The organism is Streptomyces sp. NPDC006602 (assembly GCF_042870385.1).
GTDB lineage: Bacteria > Actinomycetota > Actinomycetes > Streptomycetales > Streptomycetaceae > Streptomyces.
Genome location: NZ_JBIAHG010000019.1, coordinates 96,353 through 113,520 on the forward strand (window position 1 = coordinate 96,353; position 17,168 = coordinate 113,520).

Sequence of the window (17,168 nt, forward strand, 5' to 3'; positions counted from 1 at the left end):
CACACCCTATTGAGATGGGGCACCGGATGACCCTCACCGAATCCCGACCCTGGCGCGGCGTCCTCGTCGCCACCGCCCTCCCGCTGAACGGCGACCTCTCCGTCGACCACGGCAGGTTCGCCGAGCACTGCGCCTGGCTGGTCGAGAACGGCTGCGACGGCGTCGTACCGAACGGCTCGCTCGGCGAGTACCAGGTCCTCACCCCCGAGGAACGGGCCAAGGTCGTCGAGACGGCCGTCGCCGCCATCGGCGGTGAGCGTGTCATGCCCGGGGTCGCCGCCTACGGCTCCGCCGAGGCCCGCCGCTGGGCCGAGCAGGCGCGCGACGCGGGCTGCGCGGCCGTGATGCTGCTGCCGCCCAACGCCTACCGTGCCGACGAACGCTCCGTCCTCGCCCACTACGCCGAGGTCGCCGAGGCGGGCGTGCCGATCGTCGCCTACAACAACCCCATCGACACCAAGGTCGACCTGGTGCCCGAACTGCTCGCCGAGTTGCACGGCGAGGGGTACATCCACGCCGTCAAGGAGTTCTCCGGCGACGTCCGCCGCGCCTACCGGCTCGCCGAACTCGCCCCGGAACTGGACCTGTTGATCGGCGCCGACGACGTGCTGCTGGAGCTCGCGATCGCGGGTGCCAAGGGCTGGGTCGCGGGTTACCCCAACGCGCTGCCCGCCGCGAGCGTCGAGCTCTACCGCGCGGCCGTCGGCGGCGACCTGGGCACGGCCAAGAAGCTGTACGAGCAGCTGCACCCGCTGCTGCGCTGGGACTCGAAGGTCGAGTTCGTGCAGGCCATCAAACTGTCCATGGACATCGTCGGCCGCCACGGCGGACCCGTGCGCCCGCCGCGCGTGCCACTGCTGCCCGAGCAGGAGGCCGCCGTCCGCACGGCCACCGAGAAGGCGGTCGCGGCCGGACTCGCGTAAGCAGTCCCCCCCCATCGGATTCGAGCAGGTTCATCAGGAGCGTCATGCGCAGCAAACTCGTCCTGCACGCCGTCGACTCGCACACCGAGGGCATGCCCACCCGCGTGATCACCGGCGGCATCGGCACCATCCCCGGCGCGACCATGAACGAGCGGCGCCTGTACTTCCGTGAGCACCGCGACGACGTCAAGCAGCTCCTGATGAACGAGCCGCGCGGCCACGCGGCGATGAGCGGCGCCATCCTCCAGCCGCCCACCCGCCCCGACTGCGACTGGGGCGTCGTCTACATCGAGGTCTCGGGTTATCTGCCCATGTGCGGGCACGGCACGATCGGCGTGGCGACCGTGCTCGTGGAGACCGGCATGGTCGAGGTCGTCGAGCCGGTCACCACGATCCGGCTCGACACCCCGGCCGGAGTGGTCGTCGCCGAGGTGGCGGTTCAGGACGGCGCCGCGAAGGCGGTCACCCTCAGGAACGTCCCGTCCTTCTCCGTCGCCCTCGACCGCAAGATCACCCTCGCCGACGGGCGCACGGTGACATACGACATGGCGTACGGCGGCAACTTCTACGCCATCCTGCCGCTGGAGCAGTTCGGGCTGCCCTTCGACCGGGCCCGCAAGGACGACATCCTCGAGGCCGGCCTGTCCCTCATGGAGGCGATCAACGCCGAGGAGGAACCCGTCCATCCCGAGGACCCGTCCATCCGCGGCTGTCACCACGTCCACCTGATCGCCCCCGGCGCCACCGCCCGCCACTCCCGGCACGCCATGGCGATCCACCCCGGCTGGTTCGACCGCTCACCCTGCGGCACCGGCACCAGCGCCCGCATGGCCCAGCTCCACGCGCGCGGCGAACTGCCCCTGAACACCGAGTTCGTGAACGAGTCCTTCATCGGTACGCACTTCACCGGCCGTCTCCTCGGCACCACCGAGGTCGCGGGCCGCCCGGCCGTCCTGCCCAGCTTCACCGGCCGGGCCTGGATCACCGGCACCGCCCAGTACCTGCTCGACCCGACCGACCCGTTCCCGGCCGGATTCGTCCTCTAGACGCTCTGGACGTCGAGGACAATGACCGGTAACACGTGACATTGCACCACTAGGAGAACCCCCATGCCCGCCGCCCAGCGCACCAGCGCCCCGTCCGCCGCTGCCCCCGCCCTGCCCACGCTGGGCGGCAAGAAGAGCAGCTACCGCGAGCGAGTCGCCGACGCGCTGCGGGCCGCGTTGATCGCCGGTGAGCTGCGGCCCGGCGACGTGTACTCGGCGCCCGCGCTCGCCGCCCGCTTCGGCGTCTCCGCGACGCCGGTGCGCGAGGCCATGCTGGACCTGGTCAAGGAGGGCCTCGTCGACACCGTGCCCAACAAGGGCTTCCGGGTCACGGCCGTCTCCGAGAGGCAGCTCGACGAGTACACGCACATCCGCGCGCTCGTCGAGATCCCCACGGTGGTGGAGCTGGCCCATGCCGCCGACCCGGTCTCGCTGGAGGCGCTGCGCCCGGCCGCCCGGGAGATCGTCCACGCCGCGGTGGCCGGTGACCTCATCGCGTACGTCGAGGCCGACACCCGCTTCCACCTCGGCCTGCTGGCCCTCGCGGGCAACGCGCACCTCGTCGAGGTCGTCGGCGACCTGCGGGGGCGCTCCCGGCTGTACGGCCTCACCGCGCTGCTGGAAGGGGGCCGCCTGCTGGCCTCCGCCGAGGAACACCTCGAACTCCTCGACGCGCTGCTGGCGCGTGACCAGGACGCGGTACGCGAGGTCATGACCCGTCATCTCGGCCATGTCCGCGGGCTGTGGGCGGCCCGCGGCCCAGTTCAGTGAGGTGACGGAGGCGCATCCGCCTTGGCGGTGACCTCCCCGCGCTTCGCCGCCTGGATCTGCTCGTACACATGGGTCCGCAGCTCGGCGAAGCGAGGGGCCACCCGGGTGTGCAACTGGTCTCGCTCGTCCGGCAGGTCGACCTTGATCTGTTCCTGCACCACGGTGGGGGAGGAGGACAGGACGACCACCCGCTGGCCCAGGTAGATGGCCTCGTCGATGTCGTGGGTGACGAACAGGATCGTGATCCCGCGCTCCCGCCACAGCCCGCGTACGAGGTCCTCCAGGTCGGCGCGGGTCTGCGCGTCGACCGCGGCGAACGGCTCGTCCATCAGCAGGACCTGGGGCTCGTACGCCAGCGCGCGGGCGATGGCGACCCGCTGCTGCATACCGCCGGACAGCTGCCAGGGGTAGGCGTCGGCGGCGTCCGCGAGGCCGACCGACTCCAGCGCGTCCGCCACCAGCTCCCGACGCCGTGCCTTGGTCACGTCCTTCTGCTTCAGGGGGAGTTCGACGTTCTGGGCGACCCGCATCCAGGGGAACAGGCTGCGTCCGTACTCCTGGAAGACGAACGCCATCCCGGGCGGCGGGCCGTTCACCTTGCGTCCCTCCAGCAGTACTTCGCCGCCCGTCGGCGTCAGCAGTCCGCCCATGCACTTCAGCAGGGTGGTCTTGCCGCAGCCCGACGGGCCGACGAGGCAGACGAGTTCGCCCGCCTCGACGGTGAAAATCAGGTCGCGTACGGCTTCCACGCGGCGGCCGGACCCCTCGTAGACCTTGTTCAGGCCGGATACGGCGAGAAGCGGGTGCATGGACCGCCCTTTCACGAGACTCACGGGGACCGCCGGGCCGAGGCGCGCAGGCCGTGGTACCAGGCCAGCGCCCGCCGCTCGACCAGCTGGAAGACGACGGAGAGCAGGAAGCCGAGCAGGCCGAGGACGAGGATCCCGGTCCACATGTCGGGGATCGCGAAACTGCGCTGGAACTGGACGACGGTGAAGCCGATGCCATTGCTGGCCGCGACCATCTCGCTGATGACCATGAGGATGATGCCGATGGACAGGGCCTGGCGCAGGCCCGCGAAGATCTGTGGGCTCGCCGAGCGCAGCACCAGGTGCGTGAGGCGCGAGGGCCCCTTGATGCCGTACGAGCGTGCCGTCTCGGCCATCACCGGGTCGACCGCGCGGACGCCCTCGACCGTGTTGAGCAGGACGGGCCACACGCAGCCGCTCGCGATGACGGTGACCTTCATGGTGTTGTCGATGCCCGCGAACAGCGTGATGACCGGCACGAGCACCGGCGGCGGCACGGCCCGAAGGAACTCCAGGACCGGTTCGCACACCGCACGGACCCGCCGGTAGGAGCCGATGACCAAGCCGGCCGCCACGCCCACCACGGCCGCGAGGGCGTAACCGCCCGTCAGCCGCAGCACGCTGGGCAGGACGTCGTCCTCGAGACGCCGGGCGGTCCACACGTCCGGGAAGGTCTGCATGATCGTGCGCAAAGGCGGCCAGAACACGTCCGTACTGTTGTCGGACGCGAGCCACCAGACCGCGACGAGCAGCGCGGGCAGGGCGAGCACGAAGAACAGCCGCAGCAGGACGCGCCTCACACCATCACCTCCCCGCGCACCGACTGGTGCCAGGCCAGGGCCCGTCGCTCCACGGTACGCGCGCCCACGTTGATGAGCAGCCCCAGCAGACCGGTGACCACGATCAGCGCGTACATCTCGGGCACCGCCTGCGAGTTCTGCGCGACCGCGATCCGCGCGCCCAGCCCCGGTGCCCCGATGACGAGTTCGGCGGTGATGGCGAGGATCAGGGCGACGGCGGCGGCCAGCCGGACGCCGGTCATGACGTACGGCAGCGCGCTCGGCCACAGCACGTGCCGGATCCGCGCCCAGGTGCCGAGGCCGTAGGAGCGGGCCGTCTCCTCGGCGACCGGGTCGACGTCCTGGACGCCGTACAGGGTCTGGATGAGGATCTGCCAGAAGGAGGCGTAGACGACGAGCAGGAGCACCGAGCGCAGTTCGGTGCCGTACAGCAGCACCGCCAGGGGGATCAACGCGACCGAGGGGATGGGGCGCAGGAACTCGATCGTGGAGGCCGTCGCCTCGCGCAGATACGGGACCACCGAGATCACCACCCCGGCGACGATGCCCGCGCAGGCCGCGATCGCCAGCCCGAGCGCCCAGCCGGTGAGGGTGTCGCCGAGCGCCGACCAGAAGGCGCTGTCGGCGAGTTCGTCCGCGAAGGCTTCGGCGATGCGGCTGGTCGGCGGGAAGTACTCCTCCTTGACGAGGCCGATCCGCGGCACCGCCTCGCCCAGGGCGAGGAAGGCCGCGAGTCCGGCGGCGCCGAGGGCCGCGTTCTCACCCTTCACGGCAGCAGCGCGTCCACGTCGGGGGTCTTCTTGAACAGACCGTCCTGTTCGCCGAGCTTCGCCAGCGCCTCGATGGACGCCCGGTTGGGATCGGCCGGCCACTTCGGGAGAGTCACCTGCGCCAGCACCGACGCCGGGATCTTCGTGTACGTCGTGATGATCTCGCGGGCCTCGTCGGGGTGGGCCTCGGCGTACGCGAGGGACTCGGCGGTGGCCTCCTGGAACTTCTTCACCACGTCCGGGTTCTGCTGCTGGTACCGCGTCGACGTGAAGTACAGCGCGACCGTGGTGTCCTCGGCCACGTCCACGATGGGCGTGGCGATCACCACGCCGCCCTGGCTCTTGACGGTCGCCTGCGCGGGCTCGACCACACTCGCGGCGTCGATCTGTCCGCTGTCGAGGGCCGCGGGCATCTGGTCGAAGGCGAGCTCGACGAAGTTCACCTTGTCGGGGTCGCCGCCCGCCTTGCGCACCGACTCGCGCACCGCGGTCTCGTTGATGTTCTTCAGGGTGTTGATGGCGACCTTCTTGCCCTCAAGCTCCTTGGGGGACTTGATCGGGCTGCCCTTCTTCACCATGAGGGCGCTGAAGTCCTTGCCCTGCACGCCAGTTGATGCGATGCCGTTGGCAACCGCCTTGACGGGCACGCCGGTCGACTGGGCGACCAGCAGCGAGGTCACGTTGGAGAACCCGAACTGGAACTGTCCGCTGGCGACTCCGGGCACGATCGCCGCACCGCCCTGGGCGGTGGAGAGCGACAGCTTCAGGCCGCGCTTGCTGTAGAAACCCTTCTTCTGGCCCAGATAGATCGGCGCGACGTCGACGATGGGGATGAGCCCCAGCTTGACGGTGGTGGTGCCGCCGGACGACGCGCTCGCGTCCGACGAACCGCCGTCGGACGAGCCACAGGCCGTTGCGGCGAGCAGTAAAGCGCCGGTGGTGAGACCGGCGAACAGACGACGCATGGCTCCTCCTGTGCAGACATCGGTGCAGCGGTGTTCCGACAGGTTGTGCGCAGACCGCACAGTAGTGCGCAGGTCTGCCCAGCGGGAAGGTAGAGCTCGCAACGAATCAGGGTCAATGGGTTGACCGACAGAATTGTTGACAGTGCTGGAGGCCCAGATGCCCGAGCCGGTTCGCGCAACGCACTTCGTCAGGTCCTTCGAACACGGCCTCGCCGTCATCCGCGCCTTCGACGCCGAGCATCCGGAGCGCACGCTCAGCGAGGTCGCCCGTACCTGCGAGCTGACCCGCGCGGCCGCCCGCCGGCTGCTGCTGACCCTCGTCGACCTCGGCTACGTCCACCAGGACGGCCGCACGTTCCGGCTCACCCCGCGTGTGCTGGAGCTCGGCTACGCGTACCTGTCGAGCTTCTCGCTGCCGCAGATCGCCGAACCGCATCTGGAGCAACTGGTCGAGCGCACAAGGGAGTCGTCGTCCCTGTGCGTGCTCGACGACGACGTCGTCGTGTACGTGGCCCGGGTGCCCGCGCGCCGCATCATGGCCGCGGCGATCACCGTCGGCACCCGCTTCCCCGCCCACGTCACCTCGGTGGGCCGGGTGCTGCTCGCCCATCTGCCGGACGACGACCTTCAGGAGCGGCTCGCCCGCGCCGACCTGCGTCCGCTGACCGCCCGCACCATCGTGTCGGCGAAGGCACTGCGGGCGGAGCTCGCCCGGGTGCGCCGGCAGGGATACGCCCTCGTCGACCAGGAGTTGGAGGAGGGACTGCGCTCGATCGCCGCCCCGGTGCGGGACCGGGGCGGCGAGGTGGTGGCGGCGGTGAACATCCCGGTGCACGCCAGCCGCAACTCCCTGGCGTCGGTACGCCGGGACCTGCTGCCGCACCTGCTGGCGGCGGTCGCCGGGATCGAGACCGACCTCGGGCTGTCTACAGGTCGAGGACGAGCCGCTTCCCCCGGCACCGGGACACACAGATGAGCATGGTCTCCCCGGCCTCCCGTTCCTCGTCCGTGAGGACCGAGTCCCGGTGGTCCGGGGTGCCTTCGAGTACGTCGGTCTCGCAGGTTCCGCAGGTGCCCTCGGTGCAGGAGAACAGCACCTCGACGCCCGCGGCGCGTACGGTGTCGAGCACGGACACATCCTTCGGGACGGTGAGGGTACGGCCGCTCTGCGCCAGCTCGACCTCGAACTCGGTGTTCTCGCCGGTCTCTTGGTCCTTGGGCTGGAACCGCTCGACATGCAGCACCCCGGCCGGGCACCGCGCCTCCACCGCGTCCAGGAGCGGCCCGGGACCGCAGCAGTAGACGAGCGTGCCCTCGGGGACGTCGTCGAGCACCGAACCCAGGTCCAGCAGGCCCGTCTCGTCCTGAGGAGCGATCGTGACCCGGTCCCCGTAACGGCCCAACTCCTCGGTGAACGCCATGGATTCACGGCTGCGCCCGCCGTAGAGCAGCGTCCACTCGGCGCCCGCCGCCTCCGCCGCCGCCAGCATCGGCAGGATCGGCGTGATGCCGATGCCGCCGGCGACGAAGCGGTAGCGGGGCGCGGTTCGCAGAGCGAAGTGGTTCCGGGGCCCGCGCACCCGCACCTTGTCGCCCTGCCCCAACTGCGTGTGCACATGGGCGGATCCACCCCGCCCGTCCGGCTCGCGCAGTACGGCGATCCGCCAGGCGTCCCGGTCGGCCGGGTCACCGCACAGCGAGTACTGGCGCTCCAGCTCCGGCCCGAGCACGACGTCGATGTGGGCGCCGGGCTCCCAGGCCGGAAGCGGTTCGCCCAGCGGATGGCGCAGGGTGAGGGCGAGCACGCCGTCGGCCGCGGACTCCAGCCGGTCGACGACGAGTTCGGCTTCGTACAGGGTCATGAGCTGTTTCCTCGCGGCTCGTTTCCTTGCGGCTCGTGGCCTTGCGGGTGGGCGAGCATCCACTCCCACATCTCGATGGGGTCCTGCGAGGTGTGCTCGCGGCCGCAGTGGCAGGTGCCGTGCAGGATGTCGGTGCCCGGCAGCCAGTCGATGCGGTAGACCTCGCCCGTCGGGCTGGTCACTGGACCTTCTCCATGGGCTTGGCGCCCTCCTCGACCAGCCGGGCGAGGATACGGCGGGCGGCGAGGCCGCCGGTGTCGATGTTGATGCTCAGCTCCTGGTAGCCGGTGCGCTCGGTGCCGAGCGTCTCCTGGAGCAGGTTGAGCGCGTCGACGTCCTGCATCACCACGGTGTGGTTGTTGCCCCGCAGGAACTCCGTGACCTCGGGGTCCTCGGTCGCCCAGTCGCGCGAGACCATCCAGAAGTCGTACACCTTGCCGTCGGCGGACGGCGTGATGGCGTACGTGATCTCGGTGTGGAAGCCGTTCGGGTCGCTGCCGTCCGCCTCGGGAACCACACCGACCGGCGCGATCCGGCTGTGCAGCAGGTACAGGCAGGGCGCGTGGTACTCGATGTCCTGCCAGCGGGTGATCCGGCCCTGGATGCCGGTGGACTTGGCGTAGAACGGCGGGCACTCGGCGTCGTCCATGTGCCGGCTCACCCGTACGATTCCGGCGCCCTCGTCGACCTCGGTGGTGATCGGCGTCTCGGCGACCTCGGGGGTGCCGATGTAGCCGCCGTGCAGATACGTCTCGTGGGACAGGTCGAGGAGGTTGTCCACCAGCAGCCCGTAGTCGGCGTCGATCGGCTCCATGCCGCGCACGGTGACCCAGCCGGGGGAGTCGAGGTGGCGGGCGCGCGGGATGGTCTGCGGGTCGGCGAGCGCCGGGTCGCCGATCCACACCCAGACCAGCAAGTCCTGCTCGACGACCGGGTAGGAGGTGACGCGGGCGGTGCGCGGGACGCGTTTCTGCCCCGGCACGTACACGCAGGCGCCCGTCCGGTCGTAGGTGAAGCCGTGGTAGCCGCAGACGATGCGGTCGCCGTCGAGGCCGCTCTTGGAGAGCGGGTAGCGCCGGTGCACGCACCGGTCGTGCAGCGCGACGGGCGTCCCCTCCTCCTCGGTCCGGTAGAACACGATCGGCTCGCCGAGGATCGTGCGGCCGAGCAACTCCTCGCGCCCGACCTCGTGGCTGTAGGCGGCGACGTACCACTGGTTCCTGGCGAAACTCGTCATGTGCGGCATGGCTGCGGCTCCCGTCGTTGGGTGATGGCGACATCGTCCGGAAGGGCGTCACTGCGCCGCAATACCTCTTCCGCCTCACGGAAGCAGATCGGTAAAAGGCCTGTTCAGGGTATGTACTCCCTCGTGGGGTTGAGTCGGGATGGGCTCGGGCCAACACGCGGCACTGTGTCTGCATCCCTGGGCTGCGTGTCCGCTTCAGGGTTGTCGACTTGCGAGGTTGATCCTAATTGGGGCTCTCGTGGTGATTAAGTTTCCGCAATTCGCTGGTACAGCGGCAGAAGTTGCGTCATCGCTGATCAGGTGTGCGTGTCGCCGTGAAATGAAGCCGTGGGGTCGAATCCGGGTCGAATTCGCCGCTCTTTGGGCCCTGTAGCACATAAGTGCAGGCCAAAGGGGTGGCGGACCTATGTAAAGCGGTTGTTTGAACCTGCCGGGCCAGGAGTAGCCCGGCTTGAGCTCGGGCCGTGGCCGTTTGTGATGGAGTGTCAGGTGGGTTGCGGCGCAGGCGAGAAGCCCGTTCATCGCGGACTTGGGTGCCGTTGCAAGAGCGTGGGTCGGTCAAATGCCGTTCTCGGCGGGAGTCCAGTCGAGCGGGGCGCGGGTGACGCGTCGGCCCACCTCGCGGGCGCCGATGTCGACGCTGGTGAGGGAGAGGTGGCGGATCTTGGCGAGGGCGCAGTTGTCGAAGATCGCCAGCGGCAGGTGCGCGGGGACGGGAGAGCAACATGACCTCGTTCATCCCGTTGGATTCGACCATCAACGGCCCCGTCCAGCAGGTGTTCGATATCGTCACCTAGGTCCGGTTCTGGCCCAAGTAGCCTGTGTTGACCAGGTCCGTCACCGGGACCATCGACCGTCCGTTCCTCCCTGGCGATGAGTTCACCGAGTTCATCCGGACCGCGGACGGCACGGTGGAACTCGCCTGGAGGGTGGCGGAGCACGAGCGTGGCAAGCGAGTCACGATCGAGCTCGTGGACCTGCCCGGCTCCATCTCGTACACCTTCGAGGATGTCCCTAAGAACACCCTCTTCCGCCGAGTCGTCAACAACACGGACGAGGCACCGAGCGGGGTGGTGACCGCAGACACAGAGACCGCTCCCGTGGCGAACTGAAGGGGTGGTGTCCCGCTTCGTGGTGTAGCCGATCAAGGTGCCGGAATCCGCAGGTCGGGGGCGGTGGCTCCGCCGGGCCGGACATTCAACTCGCCCCAGCAGGGCGCCTCGTGGACCGCCGCCTCTGCGGAGATCGTCAGGGGCGTCGTACCGGAACGCGCAATGCTTGATCCCCTACACCACGACGCGGGACACGACCCCTGAAGGCCCTCGTGGAGGGCATCTTCGCTCAGGAGAAGAAGGGCCCGTACTTCCCGCAAAGCCGTCCACGGGAGCAACCCCGCGTCGGCGGGGACGATGGAGGTGAATTGCGGGAGTCACGGCAACTCCTCGCCCGGGCGGCTCATGCCGGCCACCCGGCAGTCATCGAGAACTTGGAAATCCTTACAGCCCGGTAGCCTCAGCCCCCTGGCGTGGTCCGATCCCTGGCCGTGGAGTACTGACTGCCGCGAGACGGGTGCATCCGCACCGGCCTCCGAATCCGTACGGCGGCGCCCATCAAGCCGTAACGGCGTATCCATCCTCGGATGCGGCCTCGGGCTGCCTGGACTGTTCTGCTGTGCGAAGGATGTGGCCCTCGGGCCATACTTGGAGCCTAGGGCAATGCGGGCAGGGGGTTCTGTTGCAGCCGAGTAGGGGTGAGGTAGCGGCCGTCGTGGGCTTCGGCGGGCAATACGGGTTGGCCGCTCGCGTGGTGCTTGCCAAACTCCCGACGCTGGAATGGATCCGGGTGGCGGATCCAGAGGCTGGTGTGGCTGATGATTTCCAATTCAAATCGGGGCTGCGACGCCACGCATTGCAGGTGAAGTGGTCGCAGCCTGCCGGGTCGTTCACATGGGCTGACCTGACGAGTGGAGAAGGCGAAAAGCAGGGCTTGCTGACACAACTCGCGGCCGCATGGGTGCGGTTGCGGACGGCCTCACCGGAGCCCCTGACCGTCCACCTATGCACGAACAATCATGCGTCGAAGACGCAAGCTAAAGGGACGGGCCCGATTGCTCGCGCCAGGGCCACCGGCCCCCGCAGTCTGGCGACATTTGTGGCGCGCTCTTTTGACCCGGTACGCCTTGAGATCGCGCGAGGAACGGTGCAGTGGGCGGATCTGGCCATCCTCCCGGAAGTTGTCGAGTGGGCGCCGGTCTGGGAGACGCTTCGAACCCTCACGAAGCTGACCGACGACGATTTCGTTGCCTTCGTCGGCGATCTGGAACTGAGGTTCGGTCTCGTGCTCGGCGATCCTCTGCTGCGTCCTGATCACGAACCGGTCGACGGTGAGGTCGCGCATCTGGCGCACACGCTTGAGGAGATCGTGCGGGACCCTGCTCAGCCGGTGGAGTTGAGCCGTGACCAGCTGATGGAGCGCCTGGGCTGGCAGGACCGGTTGCGGTACCGCCACCCCCACCAGTTCCCGGTCCCGACGGTGTACACGACGAACGAGGTGGCCCGCCAGGCTCTGGAGGGACGGCTGCAGCATCTGTCGGGCGGCTACCTGGCCCTCGTCGGCCCAGCCGGCTCAGGCAAGTCAACACTGCTGGCCAGCCTGAAGATACAAGGACACGTGGCGCGCTACTACGCCTTCGTGCCCGACGCACCCGACCCGCTCAGCAGTAGGGGAGAAGCGGACAGCTTCCTGCACGACGTCTCGCTTGCTCTGCAGGAAAGTGGTCTGTATCGCCGGGGAATCGGTAACGACCTGCGCACCCAGCGCCTCGTGCTGAGCGACCAGCTTGACCAGGCCGGCCAACGGTGGAGGACGCGCGGCGAGCGGACCATCGTTGTGGTGGACGGACTCGATCACATCCCGCGAGAGCAGAACCCGACGCGTTCCCTGCTGGAAGAGCTTCCCAACCCGGCGGCGCTGCCCGATGGGGTTTTCATTATCCTCGGCACCCAGACCACGAGCATTCTTCCGTCCAGGGTGCGGACAGCTCTGGAGCAGGAGGGCCGTATCGCGCTCCTGCCACCGCTGGCCGCTGAGGAAATCGAGTACCTGACCAAGGCAGCTGGCCATGGAAGCTGGTTGCATTCCGGTCAGATGACGAAGGTCGTCGACGCCAGTGAAGGGCATCCCCTCGCTCTCACCTACCTCTTGCAGGAGCTCAGCGCGCTGGAAGCCAGTGAGCCCGACGAAGGGGTGCGACGTCAACTGGCCGACGGCCTACTCGCAGACGCATCACGCTACGGTGGCGATGTCGCCGCGCGCTATCGCGGATACTCCCAGGCTGTGCAGGAAGATCAGCAAGTTCTCGACTTGCTGGGTATGGTCGCACGCCTGCGCGTACCGGTGAACCTGCGGTGGCTCTCGGCCTGGGCGGACCAGCGTGCAGTTTCTGCTTTTGCCGACCAAGCCGCGACGTTTTTCCACACGGTCGGTGATGACTGGCGCTTCATCCATAACAGCTTCCGGCGCTTTCTCGCAGACGCCACGGCTCACGTCGCCGGCATGGCCGCGGAGGTGCGCGAACGCGGCTTCCATAGGCAACTTGCGGACGTGTGCGCCAACTCCGGGCCTGAGTGGAGCCTGTATCAAGACGAAGCAGCCGCGCACCTCTTCCTGGCCGGTCAGTACGACCGCGTTCTGGCGCTTGCTGCGCCGCAGAAGCTGCGCCAGTCCCTGATCGACTTGCGGCCCCTGGCCACGGTTAGAGATCACGCGCTGCTGGCGCTGCGCTCCGCCAGCCTGCTGGACGATTCGCAGGCCTTCGTGCACACGCTGGCGTTCCTCAGCGAACTACGGCTGCGTGAGATGGTGTTGGAGAGGGAGCCGCTTGCGGAAGCGGTGCACGCCTTTGACTCACGGCTGGCCCTGGACCACATCGCCCGGGGCGGACGACTGCGGATCACGCGGAAGGCGGCCCTTGCCCATGCCGTGACCTTTGCCAACTGCGGCAACGTGGATGCGGTCCAGAGAGTCCTGCGTGCCTGCGGTGGCCTGGCCGGAATCGCAGGCGAGGAAGACCCGTCGCCGGAGGCCGTCGCCGATTGGGCCGAAGCGACATGGAACCTCTCCGGTCTCGACGCGGTGCTGGTCGCACTCGACCACCAACTTCCCCACCCTCCAGGCGACGCGGATGAGCTGGCGCTCAGCACCGAACGACCTGAAGAGCCCGCAGGCGTCGAGGAGGCGGAATCCTCACGACGGGCGCTGCTCCGCGAGCAACAGGACCGGCTGGAGCGCGAGGCGAGCACGATCAGCTGTCGCAGCTTCGCTCATGCCCGTTGCTTCGATCTCCTCGTTGAGACCCGTGACCAGGTGGCTCTCGACGCCTTGACGGCCGTGATCGATGCCGAAGCCACACCCAGTTGGCGCGCACGAGCACGCTACATGCGGGCCCAAGCTGCCTCAGAAGACCAAGCGCAAGCCGATCTCCTGCGATGGGCGCGCGAAATCATCGCCATCAACGCGGAAGAAGGGGATGCAGACGAGGAGGACGATGAGGAGCTGCCGGCCAACGGCTCCGCCCCTGCTGTACATCTCAGCATCCGGATCGCCGCCGCCGAACTGCTCGTCCGAAACGGTTTCAACAGCGCGCCCGAAATCGATGAACTCGTGCCCCCTGGCACGGCCGTTGCCTGGCCATCCACCGTGTCCGGGCAAGAAGGCCTCGAACCCTTCCGGACACTGATCGGGCTCAACAGACTCCGGTACGTCCACCCCGATCCGACACTGCCAGACCCCATGCCGACCTCGGACTGGACATCGCGGGAAGCTGGCAACGAGCGTTTCCGGCGAGCACTGCGTGTCCTGGCCCAGTTGGAGGGCCAGCGACTTGCTGCCTCCGCCGGTCTCGGAGACCCGCCCGATGTGCCGGCACAGGCGGATCCCATCATCCGCCTTCTCGAAGTCCCCTCCGAGGACACCCGTGACTGGACAGGCTGGTACATCGTTCGCGACGCTGCCCTGGGTCTCTTCGGCAGAATAGTGGACCTCGCGGCCAAACAACACGGCAGCGCTGGCCTGCAACGCCTGCTCTCGCGATTCGACACCGCCTGGGCGAGCGAAGAACGGGCCGGCTACTGGGCACCCCAGCGCCAACAAGCGGTCATTGAGGCCGCCCTCAAAGCTCACGCCGACGCCACTTCGTGGGCCGTGGAACAACTCCAACGGCTCGATGCTCTGATCAACGACTGGTCATCCGACCCACACGACCGGGTGTCACTGTGGCTGGCACAAGCGCGAGTCTGGGCGCTCGCCGGCGATGAACAGGCAGCCCGACACGCGACTCGCTGCGCTGTCGACACATCGCTCGGCATCGACGCCAGCGATCATGACCGGCAACTGGTCGAGTGGTTCGACTGGCTGGTCACCGCCGCAGATGAAGGAGACATGTCTCCCACGCAGTTCACCGCGACGGTCCTCACATACGCCTCTCGTATCTCCGCTGCCGACGCAGGCCATCACGCCTCAGGCGCAGCGGAAAAACTCATCGCCTCAACCTTTCCCCGTGATCCCTCTCTGGCCTGTGACTTGGCTGAGTGGCTGTGCACCGTGGGAGCGCTCGCCGAAACCGACGCCGTCCAAGCCGTGGTGCTGGCCGCGTGCCGCCACCCAGATATTCCCGTCCCGGACAGCACGGCCGTCGCGGTCCATCTGCTGTTCCCGATCATGCCCGAGCCGACTGAGGAAATCGCCAAAGCCGTACACGCTCGCAGGACGGAGAGCTCTGGAGGCGACGCTGTGTCGGCCCTGGAGCGAGCCCAGCAGCTCTGGGCCGTCGAGGAATTGAATCGCGACGCAGCCGAACAGACAGTTGGCCAAGAGGCCATCGAAGAGGCGCCTGCAGATACTGCAGACGCTCCACCGTCCGTCCAAACCCTGGGCAGCCTGCTCACCGTTCTTCGAACCGCGCCAACAGCAGCAACCTCCCCGCCGGAGGGCTGGGACCTAGCCGTCGAGCATGCAACCGCCACCATTACGTCCACGACTCCGGCTCAGGCCCGTGCTCTGCTGGAACAGGCCGGGCGTCTGCGCCTGTCAGGATCAGCCCTGGGCAGACTCGCGGCACTGGCTGCACAATCGGGCGAATCCGGCGCAGCCGCAGACGCCCTCAAAGACGCGCTCAGCCGTACCCCGGCGTATGGATGGCTGCGCCACTACGACGGGGGAACCCGGCTGGCCGTCCTCCACACCGCCCTCCGCTACCGGCACCCCGCCCTCGTGCAACTCGCCCGACAAGACCTCGCCAACGCCTTCCTCACCGGCTCCCTGTCCGCGCAGTTGTCGCCCGACGACATCCGAGACATCACCCAACTGGTCACAGAACCCGGAACCGTCGCCCGAGCTTGGCCCGACGTTGAGGCCTACCTCGATGAGGTAGCGCCCGCTGCTATCGACACCACGGACATCCCCGCTGCTCCAGCAGCAGCCATCTCAGCTGTCGAGGCGCTGGCACGATGGGTCGGGCTGTATCTCGGCCACCCGGTTCGCTCTCTCGATTTCGGCGCACGACGGGCCCTTCAGTTGCTGGGCACCCGCCACCAGCACGTGATCCAGACCATCCTCGCCGCAAACATCTCGCGAGGAGGATGGGCATGTGAAGCTGCCCTGCTCACCTTGATCACTACGCCCAAAGACGAACGGGCAGACGATGTGTCCGCCGAACTCGTTGCCGCGCTGCAGGTCGCTGCCACTGGGGCCGACGCCATCTCCCGAGACCTCGCCCGCCGTTTCGCCCGGCAGCACGACATTGAGCTGGAGAATCCGCCGCACCGAGCCCGTCCTGCCGCATACGGCCTGGCCCTTCCTCCTCTTCCAGAACGCACAGTTCCAGAAGAGGACCGGCACGGTACCCCGCACCTGGACGCTCACAATCCACGTCACATGCTCGGCCCGTTCGACCTTGCTCTTCAGATGCTCTCCGAGGCCTCCGGGCTGGAAGACTCGGCGGTACTCCACCGGGCCGCCCAGATTGCCAGGTCCAACGCCGATCGCTGGACTGCGGGAGGTCACCACGCTCTCGCACAGCGTCTCACCTCACGCCGTCAGCGCCACAGCTATCGCCCGTGGGCGTATATGGCGGGCCGCCGAGCTCTTGGAACCGTCCTTGGTGAGCTCCTTGACGCCGACACGCTGGGGGACGCTCCGGCACTTCACGCGTACTCCTTCGGCTTGATCGACGAGCAAATGGTCACCGTTAGACCCCGGCCTCTCCCCGGATGGCTGCCGCCGATCTGGAGACCGGAAGGAACCTCCTCCTACGACGTGGATAACTGGTGCGCCGAAGCAGGGCCGGCTGTGGATGAGTACGCGCGCGCATACGCTGCGGCCAAACCGTACGTACTGGCTGAACGCGGTCAATGGTGCAGCTTGGAATGGGGAAGGCCGGAAGAGGAACGCAGAGTCCACACGACGCACGGCAACGCGCTCGGTGCCGCCTTCTACCTTCCCAAGCGTCGGGCCTGGGAAGCATTCCATGCTGAATTCGCCCGGTACCCGGCCGGTCGAGGTCTTGACTGGGCGGACAAGGAGCTGGTTGTCCACGGTTACGAAGACTGGACGGACACCCAACACAGAGACTGGCTCGCGCTCCATCCAGCCGTCGGTGCCGAACTTGGATGGAAGCATGACCCATGCGAACTCTTCACATGGAGGGGAGAGGACGGCCACTGGCGTGCACGCACGGTGCTTCTGGTCCGAGGAAATCTCAGCCACCAACCACGACGGCACACGACCTGCACCGAGACCTGGCAGGTTCAATTGAGCGAAACCGGCTACGCCGAACTCAACACGGCATTTCCGAAACTGAAGCGAACCCTGACAACGACCCGAACTCTGCCTGCCAGCAGACGGAAGCGCCGCCCAGAAGAGACTGAGACAAGCCGCAAGGAACTGGTCGCAGACGTCTGACTGATTCCTGATATGTA

13 protein-coding genes are annotated in these 17,168 nt (G+C 67.9%); 6 read left to right on the forward strand and 7 right to left on the reverse strand.

Annotated features, from left to right (window positions below; translation table 11 throughout):
- Positions 1–26: 26 nt before the first annotated feature.
- The 3 genes from ACFYO2_RS34235 (at position 27) to ACFYO2_RS34245 (ending at position 2,740) form a co-directional block, all read left to right on the forward strand.
- Positions 27–923, forward strand: a complete 897-nt coding sequence (locus ACFYO2_RS34235; RefSeq protein ID WP_388356915.1) for a dihydrodipicolinate synthase family protein — start codon at positions 27–29, stop codon at positions 921–923.
- 44 nt (positions 924–967) lie between these two features.
- Complete coding sequence (locus ACFYO2_RS34240) at positions 968–1,969, forward strand: proline racemase family protein (RefSeq protein WP_388356917.1); 1,002 nt, start codon at positions 968–970, stop codon at positions 1,967–1,969.
- A 63-nt stretch (positions 1,970–2,032) separates the two neighbouring features.
- Positions 2,033–2,740 (forward strand): GntR family transcriptional regulator, encoded by a 708-nt coding sequence (locus ACFYO2_RS34245; RefSeq protein ID WP_388356919.1) that lies wholly within the window; start codon positions 2,033–2,035, stop codon positions 2,738–2,740.
- Here ACFYO2_RS34245 and ACFYO2_RS34250 read toward each other — a convergent pair.
- The 4 genes from ACFYO2_RS34250 to ACFYO2_RS34265 are packed head-to-tail and all read right to left on the reverse strand — an operon-like array spanning position 2,734 to position 6,084.
- Entirely contained in the window at positions 2,734–3,549 is an 816-nt protein-coding gene (locus tag ACFYO2_RS34250) for an ABC transporter ATP-binding protein (protein ID WP_388356921.1), read from the reverse strand. The two genes, ACFYO2_RS34245 and ACFYO2_RS34250, sit on opposite strands and share 7 nt — an antisense overlap.
- Before the next feature lie 20 nt (positions 3,550–3,569).
- Complete coding sequence (locus ACFYO2_RS34255) at positions 3,570–4,349, reverse strand: ABC transporter permease (RefSeq protein WP_388356923.1); 780 nt, start codon at positions 4,347–4,349, stop codon at positions 3,570–3,572.
- Positions 4,346–5,119 carry an ABC transporter permease gene (locus ACFYO2_RS34260; RefSeq protein ID WP_388356924.1) on the reverse strand — a complete coding sequence of 258 codons (774 nt, stop codon included), beginning with the start codon at positions 5,117–5,119 and terminating at the stop codon, positions 4,346–4,348. Before ACFYO2_RS34260 ends, ACFYO2_RS34255 begins: the two co-directional genes overlap by 4 nt.
- Positions 5,116–6,084, reverse strand: coding sequence for an ABC transporter substrate-binding protein (locus ACFYO2_RS34265; RefSeq protein ID WP_388356927.1), 969 nt, complete (start codon positions 6,082–6,084; stop codon positions 5,116–5,118). Before ACFYO2_RS34265 ends, ACFYO2_RS34260 begins: the two co-directional genes overlap by 4 nt.
- Positions 6,085–6,241: 157 nt before the next feature.
- Between ACFYO2_RS34265 and ACFYO2_RS34270 the strand changes: the two genes are divergently transcribed.
- Positions 6,242–7,060 (forward strand): IclR family transcriptional regulator C-terminal domain-containing protein, encoded by an 819-nt coding sequence (locus tag ACFYO2_RS34270; protein WP_388356930.1) that lies wholly within the window; start codon positions 6,242–6,244, stop codon positions 7,058–7,060.
- On the opposite strand, the gene ACFYO2_RS34275 is transcribed toward ACFYO2_RS34270, so the two are convergent.
- The 3 genes from ACFYO2_RS34275 to ACFYO2_RS34285 are packed head-to-tail and all read right to left on the reverse strand — an operon-like array spanning position 7,011 to position 9,192.
- Positions 7,011–7,946, reverse strand: coding sequence for a PDR/VanB family oxidoreductase (locus tag ACFYO2_RS34275; RefSeq protein WP_388356934.1), 936 nt, complete (start codon positions 7,944–7,946; stop codon positions 7,011–7,013). The genes ACFYO2_RS34270 and ACFYO2_RS34275 overlap by 50 nt on opposite strands.
- A complete protein-coding gene (locus ACFYO2_RS34280) occupies positions 7,943–8,128 on the reverse strand; it encodes a hypothetical protein (RefSeq protein WP_388356936.1) in 186 nt (61 codons plus the stop codon). The genes ACFYO2_RS34275 and ACFYO2_RS34280 overlap by 4 nt, the downstream gene beginning before the upstream one ends.
- Positions 8,125–9,192, reverse strand: coding sequence for a Rieske 2Fe-2S domain-containing protein (locus ACFYO2_RS34285; RefSeq protein WP_388356939.1), 1,068 nt, complete (start codon positions 9,190–9,192; stop codon positions 8,125–8,127). The genes ACFYO2_RS34280 and ACFYO2_RS34285 overlap by 4 nt, the downstream gene beginning before the upstream one ends.
- Positions 9,193–10,016: 824 nt before the next feature.
- Here ACFYO2_RS34285 and ACFYO2_RS34290 point away from each other — a divergent pair.
- Both ACFYO2_RS34290 and ACFYO2_RS34295 read left to right on the forward strand, forming a co-directional pair.
- On the forward strand, positions 10,017–10,304 hold the full coding sequence (locus ACFYO2_RS34290; protein WP_388356942.1) for a hypothetical protein: 288 nt from the start codon (positions 10,017–10,019) through the stop codon (positions 10,302–10,304).
- 655 nt (positions 10,305–10,959) lie between these two features.
- On the forward strand, positions 10,960–17,151 hold the full coding sequence (locus ACFYO2_RS34295; protein WP_388356944.1) for a hypothetical protein: 6,192 nt from the start codon (positions 10,960–10,962) through the stop codon (positions 17,149–17,151).
- Positions 17,152–17,168 lie beyond the last annotated feature (17 nt).